Origin of the sequence: Kitasatospora sp. NPDC001527, from assembly GCF_040298605.1 — a bacterium.
Taxonomy (GTDB): Bacteria; Actinomycetota; Actinomycetes; order Streptomycetales; family Streptomycetaceae; genus Kitasatospora.
In genome coordinates this window covers 33066-52081 of sequence record NZ_JBEPAM010000055.1, presented here as the reverse complement: position 1 = coordinate 52081, position 19016 = coordinate 33066, and the positions used below count along the sequence as shown (strand labels likewise).

Annotated in this window: 21 protein-coding genes; 15 read left to right on the top strand and 6 right to left on the bottom strand. The window is 74.0% G+C overall.

The features are described 5' to 3' along the window. Positions 1-111: 111 nt before the first annotated feature. From ABT238_RS33300 to ABT238_RS33285, 4 genes are all read right to left on the bottom strand, one after another. On the bottom strand, positions 112-984 hold the full coding sequence (locus ABT238_RS33300) for an LLM class flavin-dependent oxidoreductase (RefSeq protein ID WP_350564798.1): 873 nt from the start codon (positions 982-984) through the stop codon (positions 112-114). 1 nt (position 985) lies between these two features. Beyond that, complete coding sequence (locus tag ABT238_RS33295) at positions 986-1366, bottom strand: SchA/CurD-like domain-containing protein (RefSeq protein ID WP_350564799.1); 381 nt, start codon at positions 1364-1366, stop codon at positions 986-988. Between the two features lie 71 nt (positions 1367-1437). Then, positions 1438-2400 (bottom strand): SDR family NAD(P)-dependent oxidoreductase, encoded by a 963-nt coding sequence (locus ABT238_RS33290; RefSeq protein ID WP_350564801.1) that lies wholly within the window; start codon positions 2398-2400, stop codon positions 1438-1440. 61 nt (positions 2401-2461) lie between these two features. Beyond that, positions 2462-3505 (bottom strand): amidohydrolase family protein, encoded by a 1044-nt coding sequence (locus ABT238_RS33285; protein WP_350802740.1) that lies wholly within the window; start codon positions 3503-3505, stop codon positions 2462-2464. A gap of 410 nt (positions 3506-3915) precedes the next feature. Between ABT238_RS33285 and ABT238_RS33280 the strand changes: the two genes are divergently transcribed. From ABT238_RS33280 to ABT238_RS33220, 13 genes are all read left to right on the top strand, one after another. Beyond that, entirely contained in the window at positions 3916-4380 is a 465-nt protein-coding gene (locus tag ABT238_RS33280) for an anthrone oxygenase family protein (RefSeq protein ID WP_350554376.1), read from the top strand. Positions 4381-4469: 89 nt separating this feature from the next. Further along, positions 4470-4925 carry an ester cyclase gene (locus ABT238_RS33275; RefSeq protein ID WP_350564805.1) on the top strand — a complete coding sequence of 152 codons (456 nt, stop codon included), beginning with the start codon at positions 4470-4472 and terminating at the stop codon, positions 4923-4925. A gap of 97 nt (positions 4926-5022) precedes the next feature. Beyond that, positions 5023-5355 carry a TcmI family type II polyketide cyclase gene (locus ABT238_RS33270; RefSeq protein WP_350564807.1) on the top strand — a complete coding sequence of 111 codons (333 nt, stop codon included), beginning with the start codon at positions 5023-5025 and terminating at the stop codon, positions 5353-5355. A 102-nt stretch (positions 5356-5457) separates the two neighbouring features. After that, a complete protein-coding gene (locus ABT238_RS33265; protein ID WP_350564809.1) occupies positions 5458-5727 on the top strand; it encodes a phosphopantetheine-binding protein in 270 nt (89 codons plus the stop codon). 3 nt (positions 5728-5730) lie between these two features. Then, the gene (locus ABT238_RS33260; protein ID WP_350564811.1) at positions 5731-6222 is read left to right on the top strand and encodes an SRPBCC family protein; all 492 of its coding nucleotides are present in this window, start codon (positions 5731-5733) and stop codon (positions 6220-6222) included. A 5-nt stretch (positions 6223-6227) separates the two neighbouring features. Next, on the top strand, positions 6228-6656 hold the full coding sequence (locus ABT238_RS33255) for a cupin domain-containing protein (protein ID WP_350554386.1): 429 nt from the start codon (positions 6228-6230) through the stop codon (positions 6654-6656). Further along, complete coding sequence (locus ABT238_RS33250; RefSeq protein WP_350564813.1) at positions 6653-7939, top strand: beta-ketoacyl-[acyl-carrier-protein] synthase family protein; 1287 nt, start codon at positions 6653-6655, stop codon at positions 7937-7939. Before ABT238_RS33255 ends, ABT238_RS33250 begins: the two co-directional genes overlap by 4 nt. Then, the gene (locus tag ABT238_RS33245; RefSeq protein WP_350564815.1) at positions 7936-9171 is read left to right on the top strand and encodes a beta-ketoacyl synthase N-terminal-like domain-containing protein; all 1236 of its coding nucleotides are present in this window, start codon (positions 7936-7938) and stop codon (positions 9169-9171) included. The genes ABT238_RS33250 and ABT238_RS33245 overlap by 4 nt, the downstream gene beginning before the upstream one ends. 34 nt (positions 9172-9205) lie before the next feature. Continuing rightward, positions 9206-9571, top strand: a complete 366-nt coding sequence (locus tag ABT238_RS33240) for an antibiotic biosynthesis monooxygenase family protein (protein ID WP_350564817.1) — start codon at positions 9206-9208, stop codon at positions 9569-9571. Between the two features lie 4 nt (positions 9572-9575). Beyond that, the gene (locus ABT238_RS33235; RefSeq protein ID WP_350564819.1) at positions 9576-11003 is read left to right on the top strand and encodes an FAD-dependent oxidoreductase; all 1428 of its coding nucleotides are present in this window, start codon (positions 9576-9578) and stop codon (positions 11001-11003) included. Positions 11004-11063: 60 nt separating this feature from the next. Continuing rightward, the gene (locus ABT238_RS33230; RefSeq protein ID WP_350564820.1) at positions 11064-11462 is read left to right on the top strand and encodes a nuclear transport factor 2 family protein; all 399 of its coding nucleotides are present in this window, start codon (positions 11064-11066) and stop codon (positions 11460-11462) included. A 32-nt stretch (positions 11463-11494) separates the two neighbouring features. Continuing rightward, complete coding sequence (locus ABT238_RS33225; protein WP_350802701.1) at positions 11495-12673, top strand: RCC1 domain-containing protein; 1179 nt, start codon at positions 11495-11497, stop codon at positions 12671-12673. Between the two features lie 149 nt (positions 12674-12822). Beyond that, positions 12823-13872, top strand: coding sequence for a methyltransferase (locus ABT238_RS33220; RefSeq protein ID WP_350564823.1), 1050 nt, complete (start codon positions 12823-12825; stop codon positions 13870-13872). 144 nt (positions 13873-14016) lie between these two features. On the opposite strand, the gene ABT238_RS33215 is transcribed toward ABT238_RS33220, so the two are convergent. Together ABT238_RS33215 and ABT238_RS33210 are read right to left on the bottom strand one after the other, a co-directional pair. Further along, a complete protein-coding gene (locus ABT238_RS33215; protein WP_350802693.1) occupies positions 14017-14871 on the bottom strand; it encodes a GNAT family N-acetyltransferase in 855 nt (284 codons plus the stop codon). Between the two features lie 65 nt (positions 14872-14936). Beyond that, positions 14937-15842: an SDR family NAD(P)-dependent oxidoreductase gene (locus ABT238_RS33210; RefSeq protein WP_350802688.1), complete on the bottom strand. Its 906-nt coding sequence runs from the start codon at positions 15840-15842 to the stop codon at positions 14937-14939. Positions 15843-16031: 189 nt separating this feature from the next. Between ABT238_RS33210 and ABT238_RS33205 the strand changes: the two genes are divergently transcribed. Both ABT238_RS33205 and ABT238_RS33200 read left to right on the top strand, forming a co-directional pair. Beyond that, on the top strand, positions 16032-17696 hold the full coding sequence (locus ABT238_RS33205) for an MDR family MFS transporter (RefSeq protein WP_350564829.1): 1665 nt from the start codon (positions 16032-16034) through the stop codon (positions 17694-17696). A gap of 319 nt (positions 17697-18015) precedes the next feature. Then, positions 18016-18990: an NAD(P)-dependent oxidoreductase gene (locus tag ABT238_RS33200; protein WP_350802680.1), complete on the top strand. Its 975-nt coding sequence runs from the start codon at positions 18016-18018 to the stop codon at positions 18988-18990. The last annotated feature ends 26 nt before the right edge of the window (positions 18991-19016 follow it).

Genomic DNA, 19016 nt, shown 5'->3' with positions numbered 1-19016 from the left:
CCCGTGGGGCCGTCGACAGGGCACCACGATGGTGCGACGTCGCACGGCCGGGGCCCTGCCCGTGACAGCCGGTCGCACCGGGCACGGCCGTCCGCCCCTCCCGTCGCCGGTTCAGCCCTGGAGCCCCAGGATGCCGGCCGCCGCCGTGACCTGGCCGAGGTCCCCGGCGCACGGCATCAGCAGCAGCTCGTCGCAGCCCGCCTCGGCGTACTTGCCGACGATCCCGCGCAGCTTGCCCGGGTTGTCGGCGGCGCCGCGCAGGATGTGGTCGACGAACGGCCCGGCGTCCCGGTAGTACGACCGCAGGTAGCCCTCGGTGTGCTTGCCGGCGTCCTCGCCGAGCGCGAAGTACGCCAGCGCCACCAGCCGCGGCGCCCCGGTCCGGCCCTCGGCCGCCCACTGCTCGCGCAGCGCCTGGGCGCCCTGGGCGAACATCACCGGGCCGGTGCCGCCGCCGATCCAGCCGTCGGCCAGCCGGGCCGCCCGCCGCAGCGCGGCCGGCGAGTGGCCGCCCAGGATCAGCTCGGGACCGTCCGGCCGGACCGGCGCCGGGCCGACCGCCGGCTCCCGGCCGGACTGCGCGTCGGCCCAGTGCCGGCGCAGCTCGACCACCTGGGTGCCGGTGCGGGCACCCCGGCCGGTCTTCTCGACCCGGCCGACCTCGAAGTCGTCCGGGCGCGAGCCGACCGCCAGACCGAGGGTCAGCCGCCCGCCGGAGAGCCGGTCCACGGTGGCCGCCTGCTTGGCCAGCAGCGCGGTGTTGCTGCGCAGCGGCGAGATCAGGATGCTGGTCGCCAGGCCGATCCGCTCGGTCACCGCGGCGGCTGCGGCCAGCGTGGTGAGCGGCTCCCAACTGGTGTGCACCAGACGGTCGATGGTGCCGAGCGTGGAGAACCCGGCTTCCTCGGCGAGCCGCGCCCAGGCGACCACGTCGGTGCCGGCCGCACCGGCCAGCGAGGTGGGCAGTCCGATCCCGATCTTCATCTCACTCACCGTCGATCGGCTGGTCGTGGCGGCGGGAGAGCACGTTCTCCATCGAGGCCAGCCGGAAGAAGGCCTGCGCGCCCTCGCGGCTGGTCATGTCGCGCGGAACGGCGAGGTGCTTCTCCAGCTCCCGCTCGAACTCGCGGACGGCGGGCTGCTGGCTCATGTGCGCGGCCACCAGCGGCAGCGGGCCCTCGATCTCGATGACCCGCACGGCCAGCTCCTTGCCCACGAAGGCCTGGGTGCCGAGCAGCTTGCCGACCACGGTGCCGTCGGGCGTCTTGACGTCGAAGTCCGGGCGGCCGCTCTTGCGGAACAGCTCCTTGACGGTGTCCTCGCTGCCCGGCAGCAGCGGGTAGTACAGCGCGTGCCACGTGCTCATGGTCGTCTCCTGACGGTTCGGGGCCGGGCTCGGCCCGTCGGTGGGGTGGGATGTCGCGGGGGCGGGTGCCGTCACTGGCTGGCGGTGACGCCGCCGTCGACGTACAGCACCTGGCCGCTGATGAAGCCGGCCCGCGGTGAGGCGAGGAAGGTGACGGCGTCCGCCACCTCGTGCAGCTCGGCGGTGCGGCCCAGCGGGATCCGGCCGAGCACCATCCGCATGAACTCGGGGTTGGCGGCGTTCTCCTGGACGAAGTCGGTGCGCACGAAGCCGGGGGCGACGGCGTTCACCGCGATCCCGTGCCGGCCCCATTCGGCGGCCAGCTGCTTGACCAGCAGGTCCAGGCCGGCCTTGCTGGCGCCGTACGCGCTGAAGCCGCGCCGGGCGCCGAACTTGCCGCGCACCGAGGAGAGGTGGACGATCCGGCCGCCGCCGGCCGCGATCATCGCCCGGCCGACCGACTGGGAGAGCCAGAAGGCGCCCAGCAGGTTGGTGTCGACGATGGTGCGCCAGTCCTCCTCGGAGATGGTCTCGGCGCCGACGGTGACCAGCGCGCTGGCGCAGTTCACCAGGACGTCGACGCCGCCCCAGTCGGAGGCCACCGCGTCCACCAGCCGCTCGACGTCGGCGCGGTCGGCGACGTCCACGGCGTGCGGCACGACCGTGCCGCCGCGGGCGGCGAGCGGGGCGAGCCGTTCGGCGGCCTCCTCGGCCTTCTTCAACGAGCGGCCGGCGACGGCGACCTTGGCGCCCTGGGCGGCGAGGTCCTCGGCGACGGCGGCGCCGATGCTGCCGTAGCCGCCGACCAGCAGGACCCGGCGGCCGACGAACTCCCGGTCGGCGGGGACGCGTTCGGGCGCGGGCCGGGGCGGGACGGCGGCGCCGGGCGGGCCGCCGATGCCCGGGGGCGGTCCACCGGCTCCCGGGGGTGGTCCGCCGGGGCCCCGCGGCGGGCCGGCGATTCCCGGGGGCGGTCCGCCGCCCGGGCGTCCGCCGGGCGGGCCGGGCGGTTGGGTCGGTGCGGCTGCCGTCATGGCAGCACCTCCCTGTCGCGTGTCGGTGATTGCGGAAGCTCCGACGGTCGGTCGGAAGCGGTCAGGCCGCGGCGGGCGCGGCGGGCAGGCCGAACAGCTCGGCGGCGTTGTCGTGCCGGATCCGCGCGACGGTGGCGGCGTCCAGGCCGAGGCCGTTCAGCCGGGCCAGCGAGGCGTCCAGCGGTGCGCTCATCGGCGGGGAGTCGGTGCCGAACATGACGTTGCCGGCCCCGAAGGCGTCGACGGCGGCGGCCACGGCCCGCAGGCTCGGGGTCGCGGTGTCGACGAACACCCGGCGCAGCGCCCCGGCGAGCGGTGGGACGGCGGGGCCGTCGGGCCCGGCCGTCCCCGGTCCGCCGGGACCGCCCGCACCGGGCCCGCCGACGCCCGGCGGCGGCCCGCCAGTGGGACCGCCGGGAGCGGCGCCCGGCCGCCCGAAGGTGACCGGCATCCGCCGGGCCAGCTCCAGCCGCTCCAGCAGCAGCGGCAGCCCGCCGCCGCAGACCGGGGCGACGATCCGCAGCTCCGGGTACTTCTCCAGCCAGCCGGCGAACAGTACCGCCGCCGTCCCGAGCGTGACGTCGCACGGCCGGGCGATCTGCTCGACCAGCCGCAGGTCGTCCAGCTCCCCGGCCCCGGCCGGCTCGGCCGGCGGGTGCAGCATCACCGGGCTGCGGTACTGCGCGGCCATCGCGAAGAAGGCGTCGGCCTGCGGGGTGTCCAGGAACCGCCCGGCGATGCTCGAGTTGACCATCAGCCCGACGAACTCCTCCTGCTCCAACCGCTTGGCGGCGGCGGCGAGTTCGGCGTCGGAGCCGAGCGGGTTGGTGTAGACGTAGCCGCGCAGCGCGGCGGGCCGGGCGCGGACCTGCTCGCCGAGCCAGTCGTGGAAGCGTTCGAGGGTGTCCAGCGGCTGGCGGTAGTTGTCCAGTCCGGGCGTGCGCACCATGGTGCCCGCGCCGACGGGACTGCCGACCAGGGACATGGTGATCCCGGCCGCCGCCTTGAGCTCCACCATGCCGTCGACGTCGGCGAGGCTCGGCGGCATGGGGAAGCGGCGGAAGAGTTCGGGCGACGTGATGTGGCCGTGCACATCGATCGTCATCGGCTCGGCACCTCCTGGGACGGCCGCCGGCCGGTCGGCGCGGCGGGGTGGTCACGGGCCTCGGGCACGCTGTGAGTGAGTGCCCGCTCGCACCGTAGGGTGCGTTCGGTGGGCGCGTCAACACGGCCTGGGAAGCGGCCGGTTGGTGCAACGAACGGGCTGGGCGCACGGCCCGGGACGGCCGGGACGCGGTCCGTGGGTGCCCGGGCGACGTCCCAGCCCGGTGGAGACGGATGCCTCCTGACACTGGGACCGCCCGGCGGCAAGGATGAGGCCGCGGGGCCGCCCCGGGGGCCGAGATGCCCCGGCCCCCGGGGTCCCGCCCTTCCGTATCGGGCGACCCCGCCCCGGTCCGCCGCGCCCCGTCGCGGCGGACGTCCCGCGATCCCGGATCGATTCGAGGAATCGATATGAAGGACTTGAAGAGCAACTCGGACGTCTGGCTGGTGACGTCGTCCAGCGTCCAGCTCGGCACGTTGTGGATCATGAAGACCTCGATCCTGCCGATGCTGAACTCGCTGCCCTACGACCGGTACGTCAACACCTGCCAGCTCATCGACATGCACGTGTTCCACCCGATCGCCTTCTGGAACGGCCTCGCCACCGCCGCCGTCGGCGCCACCAAGGCCGTCCGGACGGAGAGCAAGGTGGCCAAGGTGCTGTACGCGGCCGGCACCGTCGGCATGGCGACCGTCGCGGTCGCCTCCGAGGGCGTCAACCGCCCGATCTGGCGCCAGATCGAGCGCTGGAGCCCGTATCGCGACAGCGACGCCGCGTGGCGCGGCAAGCGCCGCCGCTGGCACCTGGCGCACGAGACCCGGACCATGGGCGCGATCGGCGCCGCGGCCTGCTTCGTGCTCGCCTCGCTGCTCTGACCAGGGTCTCCCCCTCTCCTTCCGTCCCCGGACCCGCCCCCGGCCCCGGCCCCGTGCCGGCCGGGCCGTCCGCCGAGCAAAGGACTGTCATGACCTCGTCCACCGAGAGTGCGGTGGAGGCCAACAAGGCCCTCATCCGCGACCTGACCGAGCGGGCGTTCAACGACGGCGACCTCTCCGCCATCGGCGACCGCTTCGCCGAGGACTACGTGGTGCACGCCCCCGGCCTGCCCCCGATGCCGCCCGGCCCGGACTCCTTCCGCCAGGCCGTGCTGCTCTGGCGCAACGCCTTTCCGGACGTCCACGTGACCGTCGAGGACGTGGCCGGCGACGGCGACCGCGTCTACGCCCGGTTCACCACCCGCGGCACCCACCAGGGCCGGCTGTTCGACATCCCGCCCACCGGCAAGCCGGTCACCGTGCACGAGATGTCCTGCCACCGGGTCGTCGACGGCCGGGTCGTCGAGTCCTGGATCGGCGACAACGTGCCCCGGATCCTGCTCGACATCGGCGCCATCCAGCCGGTCGGCCGCCCGCAGCACTGAACCACCCGCGGCACCGAGGCCGCGGCCCTGAGCCCGCGGCACTGAGCCCGCGGCCCTGAGCAGCCCACCCACCCGAACCAGCCCGAGGGGAGCCCGCATGCACCGCACCCTGATCATCGCCCGGATGGTGCCCGGCGCGGAGGGCGACGTCGCCCGCGTCTTCGGCGAGTCGGACGAGACCGAACTGCCCCGTCTCGCCGGCGTCACCCACCGCTCGCTGTACCTGCTCGGCGACGCCTACGTCCATCTGCTGGAGACCGACGACCCCGGCCAGGAGGCGGTCGAGGCCGCCCGCCGGCACCCGGAGTTCGCCCGGGTCAGCGAACGGCTCACCCCGTTCATCTCCCCCTACCTGCCCACCTGGCGTTCGCCGCAGGACGCGGTCGCCCGGTGCTTCTACAGCTGGGAGCCCGGCGCCGGCGGTCGGTGAGCCCGCCCTCCGCCGCCGGCCACGGCCGACCCGGGGTCCGTTCACCCCGGCCGGCCGTGCGGCCCAGGAGCAGTCCCTACACCGGAGAAAAGAGGCAGCACCATGACCGACCACCAGGCCGGCGGGACGACCACCGTCGTCACCGCGGAGGAGATCGAGAGCGTCCTCATCACCAGCGCCGGCGCGGCGCCGGACGTCTTCGACGGCTCCCGGCACGTCCCCCTGGAGGAGCTCGGCCTCGACTCGCTGGCCGTGCTGGAGCTGGAGGCGGTGATCGCCGACCGCTACGGCCTGAAGGTCCCGGACGGCGCCGTCGCCCTCAGCGTCGACCAGATCGTCGCCGAGCTGCAGACCGCAGGGGCGGTGGGCTGAGCGATGGCCGGGCACACCGAGAACAGCATCGTCATCCAGGCTCCGCTCAAGCTCGTCTGGGACGTCACCAACGACGTCGCCGGCTGGCCGGAGCTGTTCACCGAGTACGCGGCCGCCGAGATCGTCGAGCGGCGCGGCGAGACCGTCCGCTTCCGGCTCACCATGCACCCGGACGAGGAGGGCCGGATCTGGAGCTGGGTCAGCGACCGCACCGTCAACGCCGCCGACCGCACCGTCCACGCCCACCGGGTGGAGACCGGTCCGTTCGCCTACATGCAGATCCACTGGCGCTACGAGGAGCTGCCCGGGGGCGGCACCCGGATGACCTGGATCCAGGACTTCGCGATGAAGCCCACCGCCCCGGTCGACGACCAGGGCATGACCGACCGGCTGAACACCAACTCGCCCATCCAGCTGGAGGTCATCAAGGCCAAGGTCGAGGCGCTCGCCGCCGACCCGAACACCGCCGACCCCAGCACCGCCGAGAAGGAGTGAGCGCCGTGGCCGCCAGGAACATCCGCATCATCGCCGTCGACGACGTCCCCGCCAACCGCAAGCGCGGCGGCGAGACCCGCGCGGTGCTCTCCCCGGGCACCGTCGGCTCCACCTCCGGCTTCATGGGGATCGCCCGGCTCCAGCCGGGCGAGCGGATCAGCGAGCACTACCACCCGTACAGCGAGGAGTTCCTGCTCCTCATCCGCGGCGAGCTGACCCTCGACCTCGACGACAAGCCCTTCGAGCTGTTCGCCGGCCAGGGCCTGGTCATCCCCAAGGACGTCCGGCACCGGCTGCGCAACACCGGCTCCGAGGAGGCCTTCGCGGTCTTCCACCTCGGCCCGCTGGCGCCGTCCCCCGAGCTCGGCCACGTCGACACCGAGGACGGCCCGGGCACCACCGCGGACGCGCACATAGTGCTGGGGGAGCGATGACCGCCTTCCCCGCCACGGACGGCCGCCGGGTGGTGGTCACCGGGATCGGCGTGGTGGCGCCCGGCGGCACCACCCGGGAGACCTTCTGGGACCTGATCACCTCGGGCCGCACCGCGACCCGCCGGATCTCCGCCTTCGACGCCTCGGCGTTCCGCTCGCAGATCGCCGCCGAGGCCGACTTCGACGGCGCCGCCGCCGGGCTCACCCCGCTGGAGCTGCGCCGCGCCGACCGCTACGTGCAGTTCGCGCTCGCCGCCTCCCAGGAGGCGGTGCTGGACGCCGGCCTGGAGCTCGACGAGCGCACCCGGGACGCCACCGGCGTGGTGCTCGGCTCGGCGGTCGGCGGCACCATCGTCCTGGAGGACGAGTTCGTCGTCGCCAGCGACTCCGGCCGCAACTGGCTGGTCGACCCGGACGTCACCAGCCCGTTCCTCTACCAGGGCCTGATCCCCAGCAGCCTGGCCGCCGACGTGGCCGTGCGGCACGGGGCGCACGGCCCGGCGGTGGTCGTCTCCACCGGCTGCACCTCCGGCATCGACGCCATCGGCCACGCCTACCAGCTGCTGCTGGACGGCGAGGCCGAGGTGATGATCACCGGGGCCTCGGACTCGCCGATCTCCCCGGTCACCGTCGCCTCCTTCGACGCCATCAAGGCCACCACCCCGGACAACGACGACCCGGAGCACGCCTCCCGGCCGTTCGACCGGGACCGGCACGGCTTCGTGCTCGGCGAGGGCTGCGCGGTGCTCGTCCTGGAGGAGCTGGAGCACGCCCGCCGGCGCGGCGCCCGGGTCTACTGCGAGGTGGTCGGCTACGCCAACCGCGGCAACGCCTTCCACATGACCGGTCTGCGCCCGGACGGCCTGGAGATGTCCGAGGCGATCAACGACACCCTGCGCCAGGCCCGGTTCAACCCCGAGGACGTCCGCTACATCAGCGCCCACGGCTCCGGGACCCGCCAGAACGACCGGCACGAGACCGGCGCCTTCAAGCGCTCGCTGGGGCACGCCGCCTACGGGGTGCCGATCAGCTCGATCAAGTCGATGGTCGGCCACTCGCTGGGCGCGATCGGCGCGATCGAGATGGCCGCCTGCGCGCTGGCCGTCGAACGCGGGGTCGTCCCGCCGACCGCCAACTGGCAGAACCGCGACCCGGAGTGCGACCTCGACTACACGCCCAACACCGCCCGCGAGGTGCGGGTGAACGCGGCGCTCTCGGTCGGCAGCGGCTTCGGCGGCTTCCAGTCCGCGATGCTCTTCGCCAAGCTGGGGAGGGGCCGATGAGCACGCGGCGTGCCGTCATCACCGGCATCGGCGTGGTCGCGCCGAGCGGCATCGGCAGCGAGGCGCACTGGAAGACGGTCTGCGGCGGCGAGAGCCGGATCGGGCCGATCACGCTCTTCGACGCCACGTCGTACGAGACCACGCTGGCCGGCGAGGTCCCGGACTTCGACGTCAACCGGTACGTCGAGCGCCGGCTCCAGGTGCAGACCGACCGGTGGACCCACCTCGCCTACGCGGCGACCGAACTCGCCCTCGGCGAAGCCGAGCTGGACCCGTCCACGGTGGAGCCGTACAAGCTCTCGGTGGCCCTGGCCAGCTCCTCGGGCGGCAACCAGTTCGGCCAGCGCGAGCTCCAGCGGCTCTGGCAGCCGGACACCTCGCGGACCGTCGGCGCCTACCAGTCCATCGCCTGGTTCTACGCCGCGACCGTCGGGCAGCTGGCCATCCGGCACCAGGCCAAGGGCCCGTCCAGCGTCCTCGTCTCGGAGGGCGCCGGCGGCCTGGACTCGCTGGCGCACGCCGCCCGGCTGGTCCGCAGGGGCGCCGACGTGGTGCTCGCCGGCGGCACCGAGGCGCCGCTCGGCCCGTACGCGCTCGCCTGCCAGCAGCGCAGCGGCCGGCTGTACACCGGCACCGACCCGGGCTCCGCCTACCTGCCGTTCGACGAGCGGGCGGACGGTTACGTGCCCGGCGAGGGCGGCGCGGTGTTCGTCGTCGAGGACCTGGAGCACGCGCTCGCCCGCGGCGCCCGGATCCGCGCCGAGATCGCCGGCTGGGCGGCCACCCAGGACGCCGTCGCCGCCACCCGGACCGCCACCGGCTCGGTCCGCCAGTACGCCCGGGCGCTCGGCACCGCGATCGAACGGGCCGGCCTCGCGCCGTCGGACGTCGACGTCGCGTTCCCCGACGCGGTGGGCGTGCCCGGCTACGACCGCACCGAGGCCGAGGCGCTGCGCGCGGTCTTCGGCCCGGACGGGCCGGCCGCCGTCACCACCCAGAAGCCGCTCACCGGCCGGCTCTACCAGGGCGGCAGCGCCCTGGACGCGGCCACCGCGGTGCTCGCCATGGACTACGGCCTGATCCCGCCCTCGGCGGGCCCGGCCCGTCCGGCGGACGGCTGCGACCTGCCCTTCGTCCGCGAGGAGCAGTCCGCCGAGGTGCGCAACGCGCTGATCGGCGCCCGCGGCTTCGACGGCTTCAACAGCGCCGTCCTGCTGCGCGCCCACTCCTGATCCCGATCACCCACCGACCCGGAAGGAGACCGCCATGCCGGTCGCCGAGGGCGCGGCACAGGGCCGCGTGCTCTTCCTCATCACCGTCAAGGAGGAGCGCCGGGAGGACTTCCTCACGGCGTACGAGCAGATCCGCCACCTGGTCGCCGAGGGCGTCCCCGGGCACGTGCGCGACCAGGTCTGCCAGTCCTCCACCGACCCGGAGCAGTGGCTGATCACCAGCGAGTGGCGCTCGCTGGAGGACTTCGTCGCCTGGGAGCGGACCGAGGAGCACCGGGACCTGGTGCGCCCGATGCGCGAGTGCTTCAGCGACGCCCGGTCCATCCGCTTCCACATCAAGGCCGAGACCTCGCGGGACACCCCGCGGGCGGGCCTTTCCACTCCTACCACCGCGGGGTGAGGTCATGACACGGACAGTGATCATCGGTGGCAGCGTCGCCGGCCTGGTGGCCGCGCTGGCGTTCGCCGACCTGGGACACGACATCACGGTGCTGGAACGGGACGCCAACGAGGCGCCGGACACCGTCGACGACGCCCACGGCGACTGGCAGCGGCCGACCGTGCCGCAACTGCACCACTCGCACGCCTTCGGCTCGCTCGGCACCAACCTGCTGCGCGACCGGCTGCCGTCCGTCTACCGGGCCCTGGTCGCGGCCGGCGCCCGGGAGATCGAGCTGGGCAAGGCCATGCCGCCGACCCTGGCCGACAAGACGCCGCACCCGGCCGACGCCGAGCTGCGCATGCTCGGCTGCCGGCGCACCACCTTCGAGCTGATCCTGCGCCAGGAGGCGCTGCGCAAGCCCGGAGTCTCGTTCCGCCGGGGCGAGACGGTGCGCGGCCTGACCGTGGCCGACCGGGGGCCGGCCCGGGTGACCGGCGTGGTCACCAAGGACGGCCGCACCGTCGAGGCCGACCTGGTGATCGACGCCAGCGGCCGCCGCTCGCAGGGCCACGAGTGGCTGCGCGAGCACGGCCTGACCGAGCCCGAACTGGTCGCGCACAGCGCCGACATCACCTACTACACCCGCTACTACCGGGCGCTCGGCCCGCGCCCGGTGGGCCCGCTCAACCGCGGCTTCGGCGCCGGCGGCCTCTGGGACCACTACACCGGCGTGATGTTCCTCGGTGACAACAACACCTTCGCCATCTCCTTCGGCATCCTGCCGGACGACGCCGAGCTGAAGCGGATGCGCGCCGAGGACGTCTTCACCGCGGTGGTCCGGGCCACCCCGCTGCTCGCCCCCTGGGTGGCGCCGGAGGCCTCGGTGCCGATCTCCCCGGTGCACGCGATGGGCGGCCTGGACAACTCGCTGAAGCTGTACGGCCAGGACGCGCAGCCGGTGCCCGGCTTCCTGCCGGTCGCCGACGCGGTCTGCACCACCAACCCCGCGTTCGGCCGCGGCGTCTCGCTGGCCATCGCGCACGTGCTCGGGCTGGCCGACCTGGTGCGCGAGCACCCGGAGCCGGACGCCGAGCAGGCCGCGCTGGCGGCCGGCCTGGCCGGGCGGACCTTCCGCCCGTGGTTCGAGGACGCCGTCCGCAACGACGCGGGCCGCGCCCGGCTCTGGCGGGCCACCGTGGCCGGCCAGCAGCTGCCGCCGCTGCCGCCGGACGTGCTCACCTTCGGGACGGTCGCCGAGGCGGCCGCCACCGACGAGGTGGTCTGGCGACGGCTGGTCCGCACCATGATGTCGCTCGACAACCCGGCCGGCCTGTACGAGGACGAGGAGATCCGGCTGCGGGTCAAGCAGGCCGCGGCCGGCTCGCCGCCGCCGTTCCCCGCCCCGGACCGGGCCACCCTGGTCGACATCGTCCGTCGCGCCGCCGTCTGACGCTTCGTCGGATTCCTTTCGGGCAAAGCCCCGCACCGCACCAGCCACAGGAGGAGAGTCATGAAGGTCGTCGACCACCCGAACGCCAAGCTCATGGAAGCGGTCTACGCCGCGTTCACCGTGGGCGACGTGCAGAAGGCCGCCGGCTACTGGACCAAGGACTGCGTGCACTACTACCCGGGCACCAGCGAGCTGTCCGGCGCGCACGAGGGCATCGAGTCCGCCCTGGCCTTCGCCGGCCGGATGTTCGAGATCTGCCAGGGCCGCATCCAGATGGAGATCCACGAGATCGGCGCCAGCGACTCGTTCGCCTTCGCCACCGTGTTCACCCGCTACGAGCGCGAGGGCAAGAGCCTGGAGATGCCCTTCGTCAACGTGGCGCGCATCCAGGACGGCCTGATCGCCGAGTTCTGGACCTACCCCGAGGACCAGTACGCCGTCGACCAGTTCTGGGCCTGACCGCCCCCCGACGATTGAGAGGTCGCATCACCATGGCAGGCATCATCAGCAGTTGGGGTGACAACACCAACGGTCAGCTCGGCGACGGCGGCACCGTCAACCGGTCCGTCGCGCAGGAGATCAAGGGCCTGGAGAACGTCGTCCGGGTGGCGGCCGGCAGCGGCCACGCGCTGGCGATCACCGGCGACGGCGAGCTCTGGGGCTTCGGGCGCAACGCCTTCGGCCAGCTCGGCGACGGCACCACCGAGAACCAGGCGAGCCCGGCGCGGACCGTCGGACTGCCCGGCCGGGTCCGCACCGCCGGCGCCGGCGGCGGCCACAGCGCCGCGCTGCTGGAGGACGGCACGGTCTGGGCCTGGGGCGCCGGCTTCTTCTGCGCGCTCGGCGAGGCCAACTTCGGCGTGCAGCCCGTCCCGGTCCGGGTCGAGGGCCTGGATGACGTCGTCGACCTCGCGGTCGGCGGCGCCCACAACCTGGCGCTCAAGGCCGACGGCACCGTCTGGTCCTGGGGCCGTGACGACCGGGGCCAGCTCGGCGACGGCCCCGGCTCGACCCGTGAGGGCCGGATCGTCCGCTCCTACATGACCGCCTCCTTCGACTGCCGGCCGCGCCCGGCCGCGGTCGAGGGCCTGGAGCCGGCCGTCCGGCTGGGCGCCGGCGGCGGCCACAGCATGGTCGTGCACGCCGACGGCACCGCCTCGGTCTGGGGCTTCAACGACCGGGGCCAGCTCGGTGACGGCACCACCGTCGACCGCGCCGCCCCGCAGAAGATCGCGGGCCTGCACGCGGTGACCCAGCTGGTCGGCGCCTACCACCACACGGTGGCCCTGCTGGCCGACGGCACCGTCTGGGCCTGGGGCCTGAACGACGGCGGCCAGCTCGGCGACGGCACCACCGCCGACCGCGCGGTGCCGGCCCCGGTGCCCGGCCTGACCGGCGTCAAGGCGGTGACGGCCGGCGGTGGCGGCACCGACGCGGCCCCCGGCAACGGCGGGCACGCGCTGGCGCTGCTGGCCGACGGCTCGGTGCAGGGCTGGGGCTGGAACAACTGGGGCCAGCTGGCCGCCGGCCAGGTCCAGATCGTCCCGACCCCGACCCGGATCGCGCTGGCCGGTCCGGCGGTGGGCATCGCCGCCGGCGGCGAGATCCCGCCGACCAACAAGTTCATGGCCAACCCGGGCGGCGGCTTCGCCTTCGCCCTGCTGGGCTGAGGCCCGGCCACGTGCGAACGCCGGGCGGCCCCGGCCCGTCCAGGGCCGCCCGGCGCGGGCCCGTCCGGCCCCGCCCACCCATGACCGCTGACCCCCGGGCCGGGGCGCCGTCCGCCCCCGGCCCGGTCCCCGCAGGGAGGCCTCACCCCATGACCGCCGTTCCCCAGACCGCCCCTGCCTCGGCCGGCGCGGTGTTCCTCTCCGAATTGATGTTCCCGTCCACCCCGCGCTGCCTGGCCCTGGCCGCCGAGTTCAGGATCGCCGAGCTGCTCGCCGACGGCCCGCTTCCGGCCGCCGAACTCGCCGGGCGCGCCGGGGTGGCCGCCGGACCGCTGGCCAAGGTGCTCGGGCTGCTCGCCGAGGACGGCGTCTTCGAGGAGACCGAGCCCGGCGTCTTCGCCAACACCGAACTGTCCGAGCTGCTCCGCCCCGGCGTGCCGGGCTCGATGGACGCGATGGCCCGGATGGTCGGCGCCGAGTGGCTCTGGTCCTCCTGGGGCGCGCTGGACCACAGCCTCGAAACCGGCAAACCCGGCTTCGAGAAGGTGCACGGCACCGCGCTCTGGCCCTGGCTGCAGCGCAACCCGGCCGCCGCCGCGACCTTCAACCAGGCCATGACCGACTTCACCGACGCGCTCTCCGACGCCCTGGTCTCCGCGTACCCCGAGTTCGCCGAGGCCGGCGCGGTCTGCGACCTCGGCGGCGGGCAGGGCACCTACCTGGCCGCGATCCTGCAGCGGTACGACGCCGTCGGCCGCGGTGTGCTGGCCGACCTGCCGAGCGTGATCGAGCAGGCCCGGACCCAGCCGGACGTCGCCAAGCTGGCCGAGCAGGGCCGGCTGGAGTTCCAGCCGGTCGACTTCTTCGCCGGGGTCCCGGCCGGCATCGGCACCTACGTCACCAAGCAGGTCTGGCACTCCTGGCCGGACGAGGCGCTGGTGCGGCTGCTGCGCCGGTGCCGCGAGGCCTCGCCGGGCGCCCGCTTCGTCGCGGCCGAGCTGGTGCACCGCGAGGGCGTGCCGCGGTTCGTGAAGAACTTCGACCTGGTCATGCTGGTCACCATGAGCGGAGAGGTGCGCACCGAGGAGCAGTTCGCCGAGGTGTTCCGGCGCGGCGGCTACCGGCTGAACCGGGTGGTGTCGACCGGGACGGCCTTCTCGCAGCTGGAGGCCGTGCCGGACCCCGACCCGCTGGACTGAGCACGGCCGGTTCCGGAGCATTCCTCCGGAACCGCTCCGGCGGAATTCCGGAGAAGCACGGAAAAGGGCCCGGATCCCTCGCGGATCCGGGCCCCTGGCTTTTCCCCGGCCGCCCCCGGAGAAATTCCCCGGGGGCGGTTCCGGTCAGTCGAAGCGGAATTCCGCGAGGCCGCCGGACGGCCGGAACCCGAACAACTCGAAGAGATTCCGAATGGCGCTGTTCCCCTCGGCGGTGACGGCCAGGCCGACCGGCGGCCGCTCCCCGCCGTGCACCTCGGCCAGCACTTCGGCGAGCAGCGCCCGGCCGTAGCCGCCCCGGCGGTTCTCGGCCCGGACGTACATCGGGTTGTACCGGACGACGCCCGCGACGGTGGCGGTCCGGCCGAGGATGGCGACCGGGCGGCCGTCCTCCTCCCAGACCCGCAGCAGACCGCCGGCGATCTGCCCCTGGACCGAGCGTGCGGCGGTCTCCCGGCTGAGCCCGGCGCCGTGCGCGGCCTCCAGGCACCAGTCGGTGAACAGCTCGGACTCGTCGGCCGCGGCGGCCCTGGTCCGCCCGGACGGCGCCGGGCGGCCGAGCGGCAGCGGTGCGCCGTCCAGCCTGAGCACCTGCTCGCGGCGGTCCGGGCGGGCCGGCCGGCCGGTGGCCTCGGACCAGGCGGCGGCGAACGCCGCGGCCGCCGTGTCCGGCCCGATCACGCCGGGCAGGAGGTCCGGTCCGGCGCCCAGTTCGGCGCCGAGGGCGGCCGCCGCGGCGTCCGGCATCCCGCTCAGCACGACCAGGTGCGGCGCGGTGAAGGCCGCCACGCCGACCACCGGCGCCGCGCCGGAGTCCGGGTCCTCGACCCGGCTCCAGGTGATCGGCGGGGCGGTCGGCGGGCGGAACTTCGCCCCCGCCATCATCGTCAGCAGGATGGAATTCTCGACGGGGTTGCCGGCAATCCACTCACCGGTTTCCGAGACGAACTCTTCGGTGTTTCGCGTGGTTTTTACGAGCATGCCGAAAAAGTATCCCGGGGGTGGTTCGCTGGCAATGGTGCGCGCCGGTGGGGACCGTGTTCCGGTCAGTTCGCGCCGGGTCGGCCCGCACCCGGGCCGCCCGCGCCCGGAGCACCCGGGCCGCCCGGTCCCGGACGGCCGGGGCCGCCCGCGCCGGGACCGCCCTGGCCCGGGCCGCCGCCGCCCGGCCGCCCCATCGTCCCGGCCGTGACGCCGGCCGTCATGCCGCCCTCCAGCCCGAACAGCGAACCGGTGATGAAGCTGGCCGCGTCGCCGGCGAGGAAGACGACCGCGTTGGCGACCTCCTCCTCGGTCGCGATCCGCCCCAGCGCGGTGGCCGCCCCGGCCCGCTCCAGCGCGCCCGGCTGGCCGCCGACCCGCTGGCGGAAGTCCTCCGTGTCGACCGGACCGGTGATCAGCGCGTTGACCCGGATCCCGGCCGGGCCGGCCTCCAGCGCGGTGGCCCGGGTCAGGCCGACCACGCCGTGCTTGGCCGCGGTGTACGCGCCCAGGCCGAAGGCGGTGCCCTGGACGCCGGCGGTGGAGGCGTTGTTGATGATGCTGCCGCCGCCGTTCGCCCGCATCGCGGCGATCTCGTGCTTGAGCGAGTGGTAGGTGCCGATCAGGTTGACGGCGATCACCTGGGCGAAGGCCTCGGCCGGGACCCGGTCCAGCGGGCCGAACGCCCCGCCGCCGCCCGCGTTGTTGAAGGCGACGTCCAGCCGGCCGTGTCGCTCGACCGTGGTACCCACCAGGCGGGCGACGTCATCCTCGACGGTGACGTCGGCGGCGATGAAGTCCGCCTGCCCGCCCTTCTCGCGGATCCGCTCCACGACGGCGTTGCCCAGCTCGGCGCGGCGGCCGGAGACCACCACGTGGGCCCCCGCGGCGGCGAGCGCCAGCGCGGTTGCCGCCCCCATGCCCGAGGTAGAACCGGTCACGAGCGCGATCTTTCCCTGCAGTTGACTCATCGTTAGCTGCCCTTCCGGGCGGCCGGGGGCCGCCCTTGATGTTGGCTCTTGACGGCTAATTTTGATTGTATAGTCTATACGAATTCAAGCTCGGAGCAAGGACTCCGAGTCGGCGAGCGCCTCCTCGAGGAGTACCCCATGAGCGCCCCGTACGCTGCACCCGCCCCGGAAGTGCCACGTAAAACCTTCTTGACGATCTTCGCCGCCCTGGTGCTTGCCATGTTCCTGGCGGCGCTGGACCAGACGATCGTGGCGACGGCCCTGCCGACCATCGCCGGTGACCTCGGCGGCGTGACCCACCTGGCCTGGGTCGTCACCGCCTACATGCTGGCCGCCACCGCGGCCACGCCGCTCTGGGGCAAGCTGGGCGACCTCTACGGCCGCAAGCTGATGTTCCAGTCGGCCATCGCGATCTTCCTGCTCGGCTCCGCGCTGTCCGGCCTCTCCGGCAACATCGGCCAGCTGATCGGCTTCCGCACCCTCCAGGGGCTCGGTGCGGGTGGTCTGATGGCGCTGGCGATGGCGCTCATCGCCGAGCTGGTGCCGCCGCGCGAGCGCGGCAAGTGGCAGGGCTACGCGCAGTCCTGCTTCGTGCTCGCCGGCGTGGTCGGCCCGCTGATCGGCGGCGCCTTCGTCGACCACCTGTCCTGGCCGTGGATCTTCTACATCAACCTGCCGATCGGCGTGGTCGCGCTGGTGATCGTCACCTCGGTGCTGAAGCTGCCGGTCAACAAGCAGAAGAAGCAGCTGGACTACCTCGGCTCGGCGCTGCTCAGCGGTGCCATCGTCTCCGTGCTGCTGGTCTCGGTCTGGGCCGGTGACCAGTACTCCTGGGGTTCGGTGCAGATCATCGGCCTGCTGCTGCTCGCCGCGGTGCTGCTCGCCGCGTTCGTCTGGCAGGAGAACCGGGCCAGCGAGCCGGTCGTCCCGCTGGCGCTGTTCAAGGACCCGGTGGTCCTGGTGGCCACCCTCGGCCTCTTCCTCACCTCGGTCTCGCTGTTCGTGGCGACCGTCTACACCCCGCTCTTCCTCCAGGTCGCCAACGGGGACAGCGCCACCGAGTCCGGCCTGCTGCTGGTCCCGATGATGCTCGCCACCGTGGCCAGCCTGACGCTCTCCGGCAAGGTCGTCGAGAAGACCGGCAAGTACAAGATCTTCCCGATCGTGGGCCTGCTGGTCATGGCGGTCGGCCTCTACCTGATGTCGACCCTCAAGGCGGACTCCTCGCAGGTCTCCGCCGGCATCTTCCTGGCGGTCTTCGGTATCGGCTTCGGTCTGGTCACCCAGGTGCTCATCGTGGCGGTGCAGAACTCCGTCGAGATGCGGCAGCTGGGCGTGGCGACGGCGGCGGCCAACTTCTTCCGCTCGCTCGGCGGCGCCATGGGTGTGACCATCTTCGGCGCCATCCTCAACTCGCAGCTGCGCGAGTGGCTGCCCAAGAAGGTGCCGGCCGACGCCCTGCAGCGGCTCGGCACGGACGGCCTGCTGACCGCGCCGGCCAAGGTCCGGGCGCAGGCGCCGCCGGTGCGCGACGGCGTCTCCGCCGCGCTGGCCGAGTCGCTGCACGTGGTCTACCTGATCGGCATGGTCATCGCGCTGATCGGCGCCGTGGTGGTGCTCTTCCTCCAGGAGCGGCCGATGCGGGCGCCGATGGGCGCGCCCGGCGGCCGGGGCCCCGGCGGTCAGGGCGGCCCCGGCGGTCCGGGCGGACAGCAGCAGGGCCAGGGCGGCCCCGGTGGCGGCCAGTGGCAGGGTCAGGGCGCCCCGGCGGGCCAGGCCGGCCAGGGTGCCCCCGGCGCCCAGCCCGGTCCCGGCGGTCCGGCCGGCGGCCGACCGGAGACGGCGGCCGGCTGACGGTCGCCGCGGGACCGTCCGCGTGGCCGGACCGGTGTCCGTCCCCTCGACTCCTCCTCCCCCACCGTTACCCCCGGCGGTGGGGGAGGAGGCTTGTCCGGAAACGGAACTGACGGGACATCAATCGTGGGGCCGGCGTGGGATACGGCTCGAAACGGACGCCGGAAGCCATCGCGGAGTGAGTGTTCACCCGCTAGGCTGGACAGGCAGTCGGCACCCCGGCCGCGGTGGGGCGGGGTGTCTGGCACGGCCTTCCCCGCCGCAGTCCGAGCGCCGGGAAACCCGGCGCGACCAGCCCACCAGGAAGCGGGTCGACTCCATGGCCGACATACCCAGCCCGCGGCGTGCACTCTCTCGGGACCTCCCGCCCGCCGCCGCCCCCGGCATACCCCCGGCGACCAGGATCGGTGTCATCGGTCTCGGCGTGATGGGCGGCGGGATGGCCGCCCGGCTGCTCGACCAGGGCCACCGGATCGTGGTCCACAACCGCACCCCCGAGCGCACCGCCCCGTTCGCCGCCCGCGGCGCGGAGGTCGCCGCCACCCCGGCCGACCTGGCCGCGCGGGTGGACGTGGTACTGCTCAGCCTCGCCTCCGAGGCGGCCGTCGAGGAGCAGCTCTTCGGCGCCGGCGGGGTGCTGGAGACCCTGCCCGCGCACGGCATCGTGATGGACACCAGCACCGTCTCCCCGGACTTCGCCCGCTCGGTCGCCGAACGGGTCGCCGGGCGCGGCCGCAGCTCCGTCGACGCCTGCATCATCGGCAACGGCCAGCACGCCAAGGACGGCGAACTGCGCTTCATGGTCGGCGGATCCGCCGAGGCCTTCGAGCGGCTGGGCCCCGTGCTGGAGCCGCTCGCCAAGGAGATCCGCCACCTCGGCCCGAGCGGTCTGGGCGCCACCGCCAAGGTCATGCTCAACGTGCTGATGGGCGTCGAGATGCAGGTGCTCGCCGAGTCCGTGACGCTGGCCCAGCGGGCCGGCATCGACCGCGAGCTCGCCCTGTCGATGATCAGCGAGAGCGGCTTCAGCTCGCCGGTGATGCGCTACAAGGCCGGCGTGATGCGCCGCCGGGCGTACGGCGACCCGCAGTTCCGCCTCGACCTGATGCGCAAGGACCTCCGGCTGGCCACCGCCGAGGCCGGCCGCCTGGGCGTCGCCACCCCCGTCTGCGACGCCACCCACGACACGCTCGTCGCCGCCGCCGAGGCCGGCCTCGGCGAGCTGGACTGCGCTGCCGTGCTCTCCCACGCGGAGGCCGCCGCCGGTCTGGCCGGCGCCCCGGACCGTACGTGAACCACTCGACCTCATCGAGGAGTTGA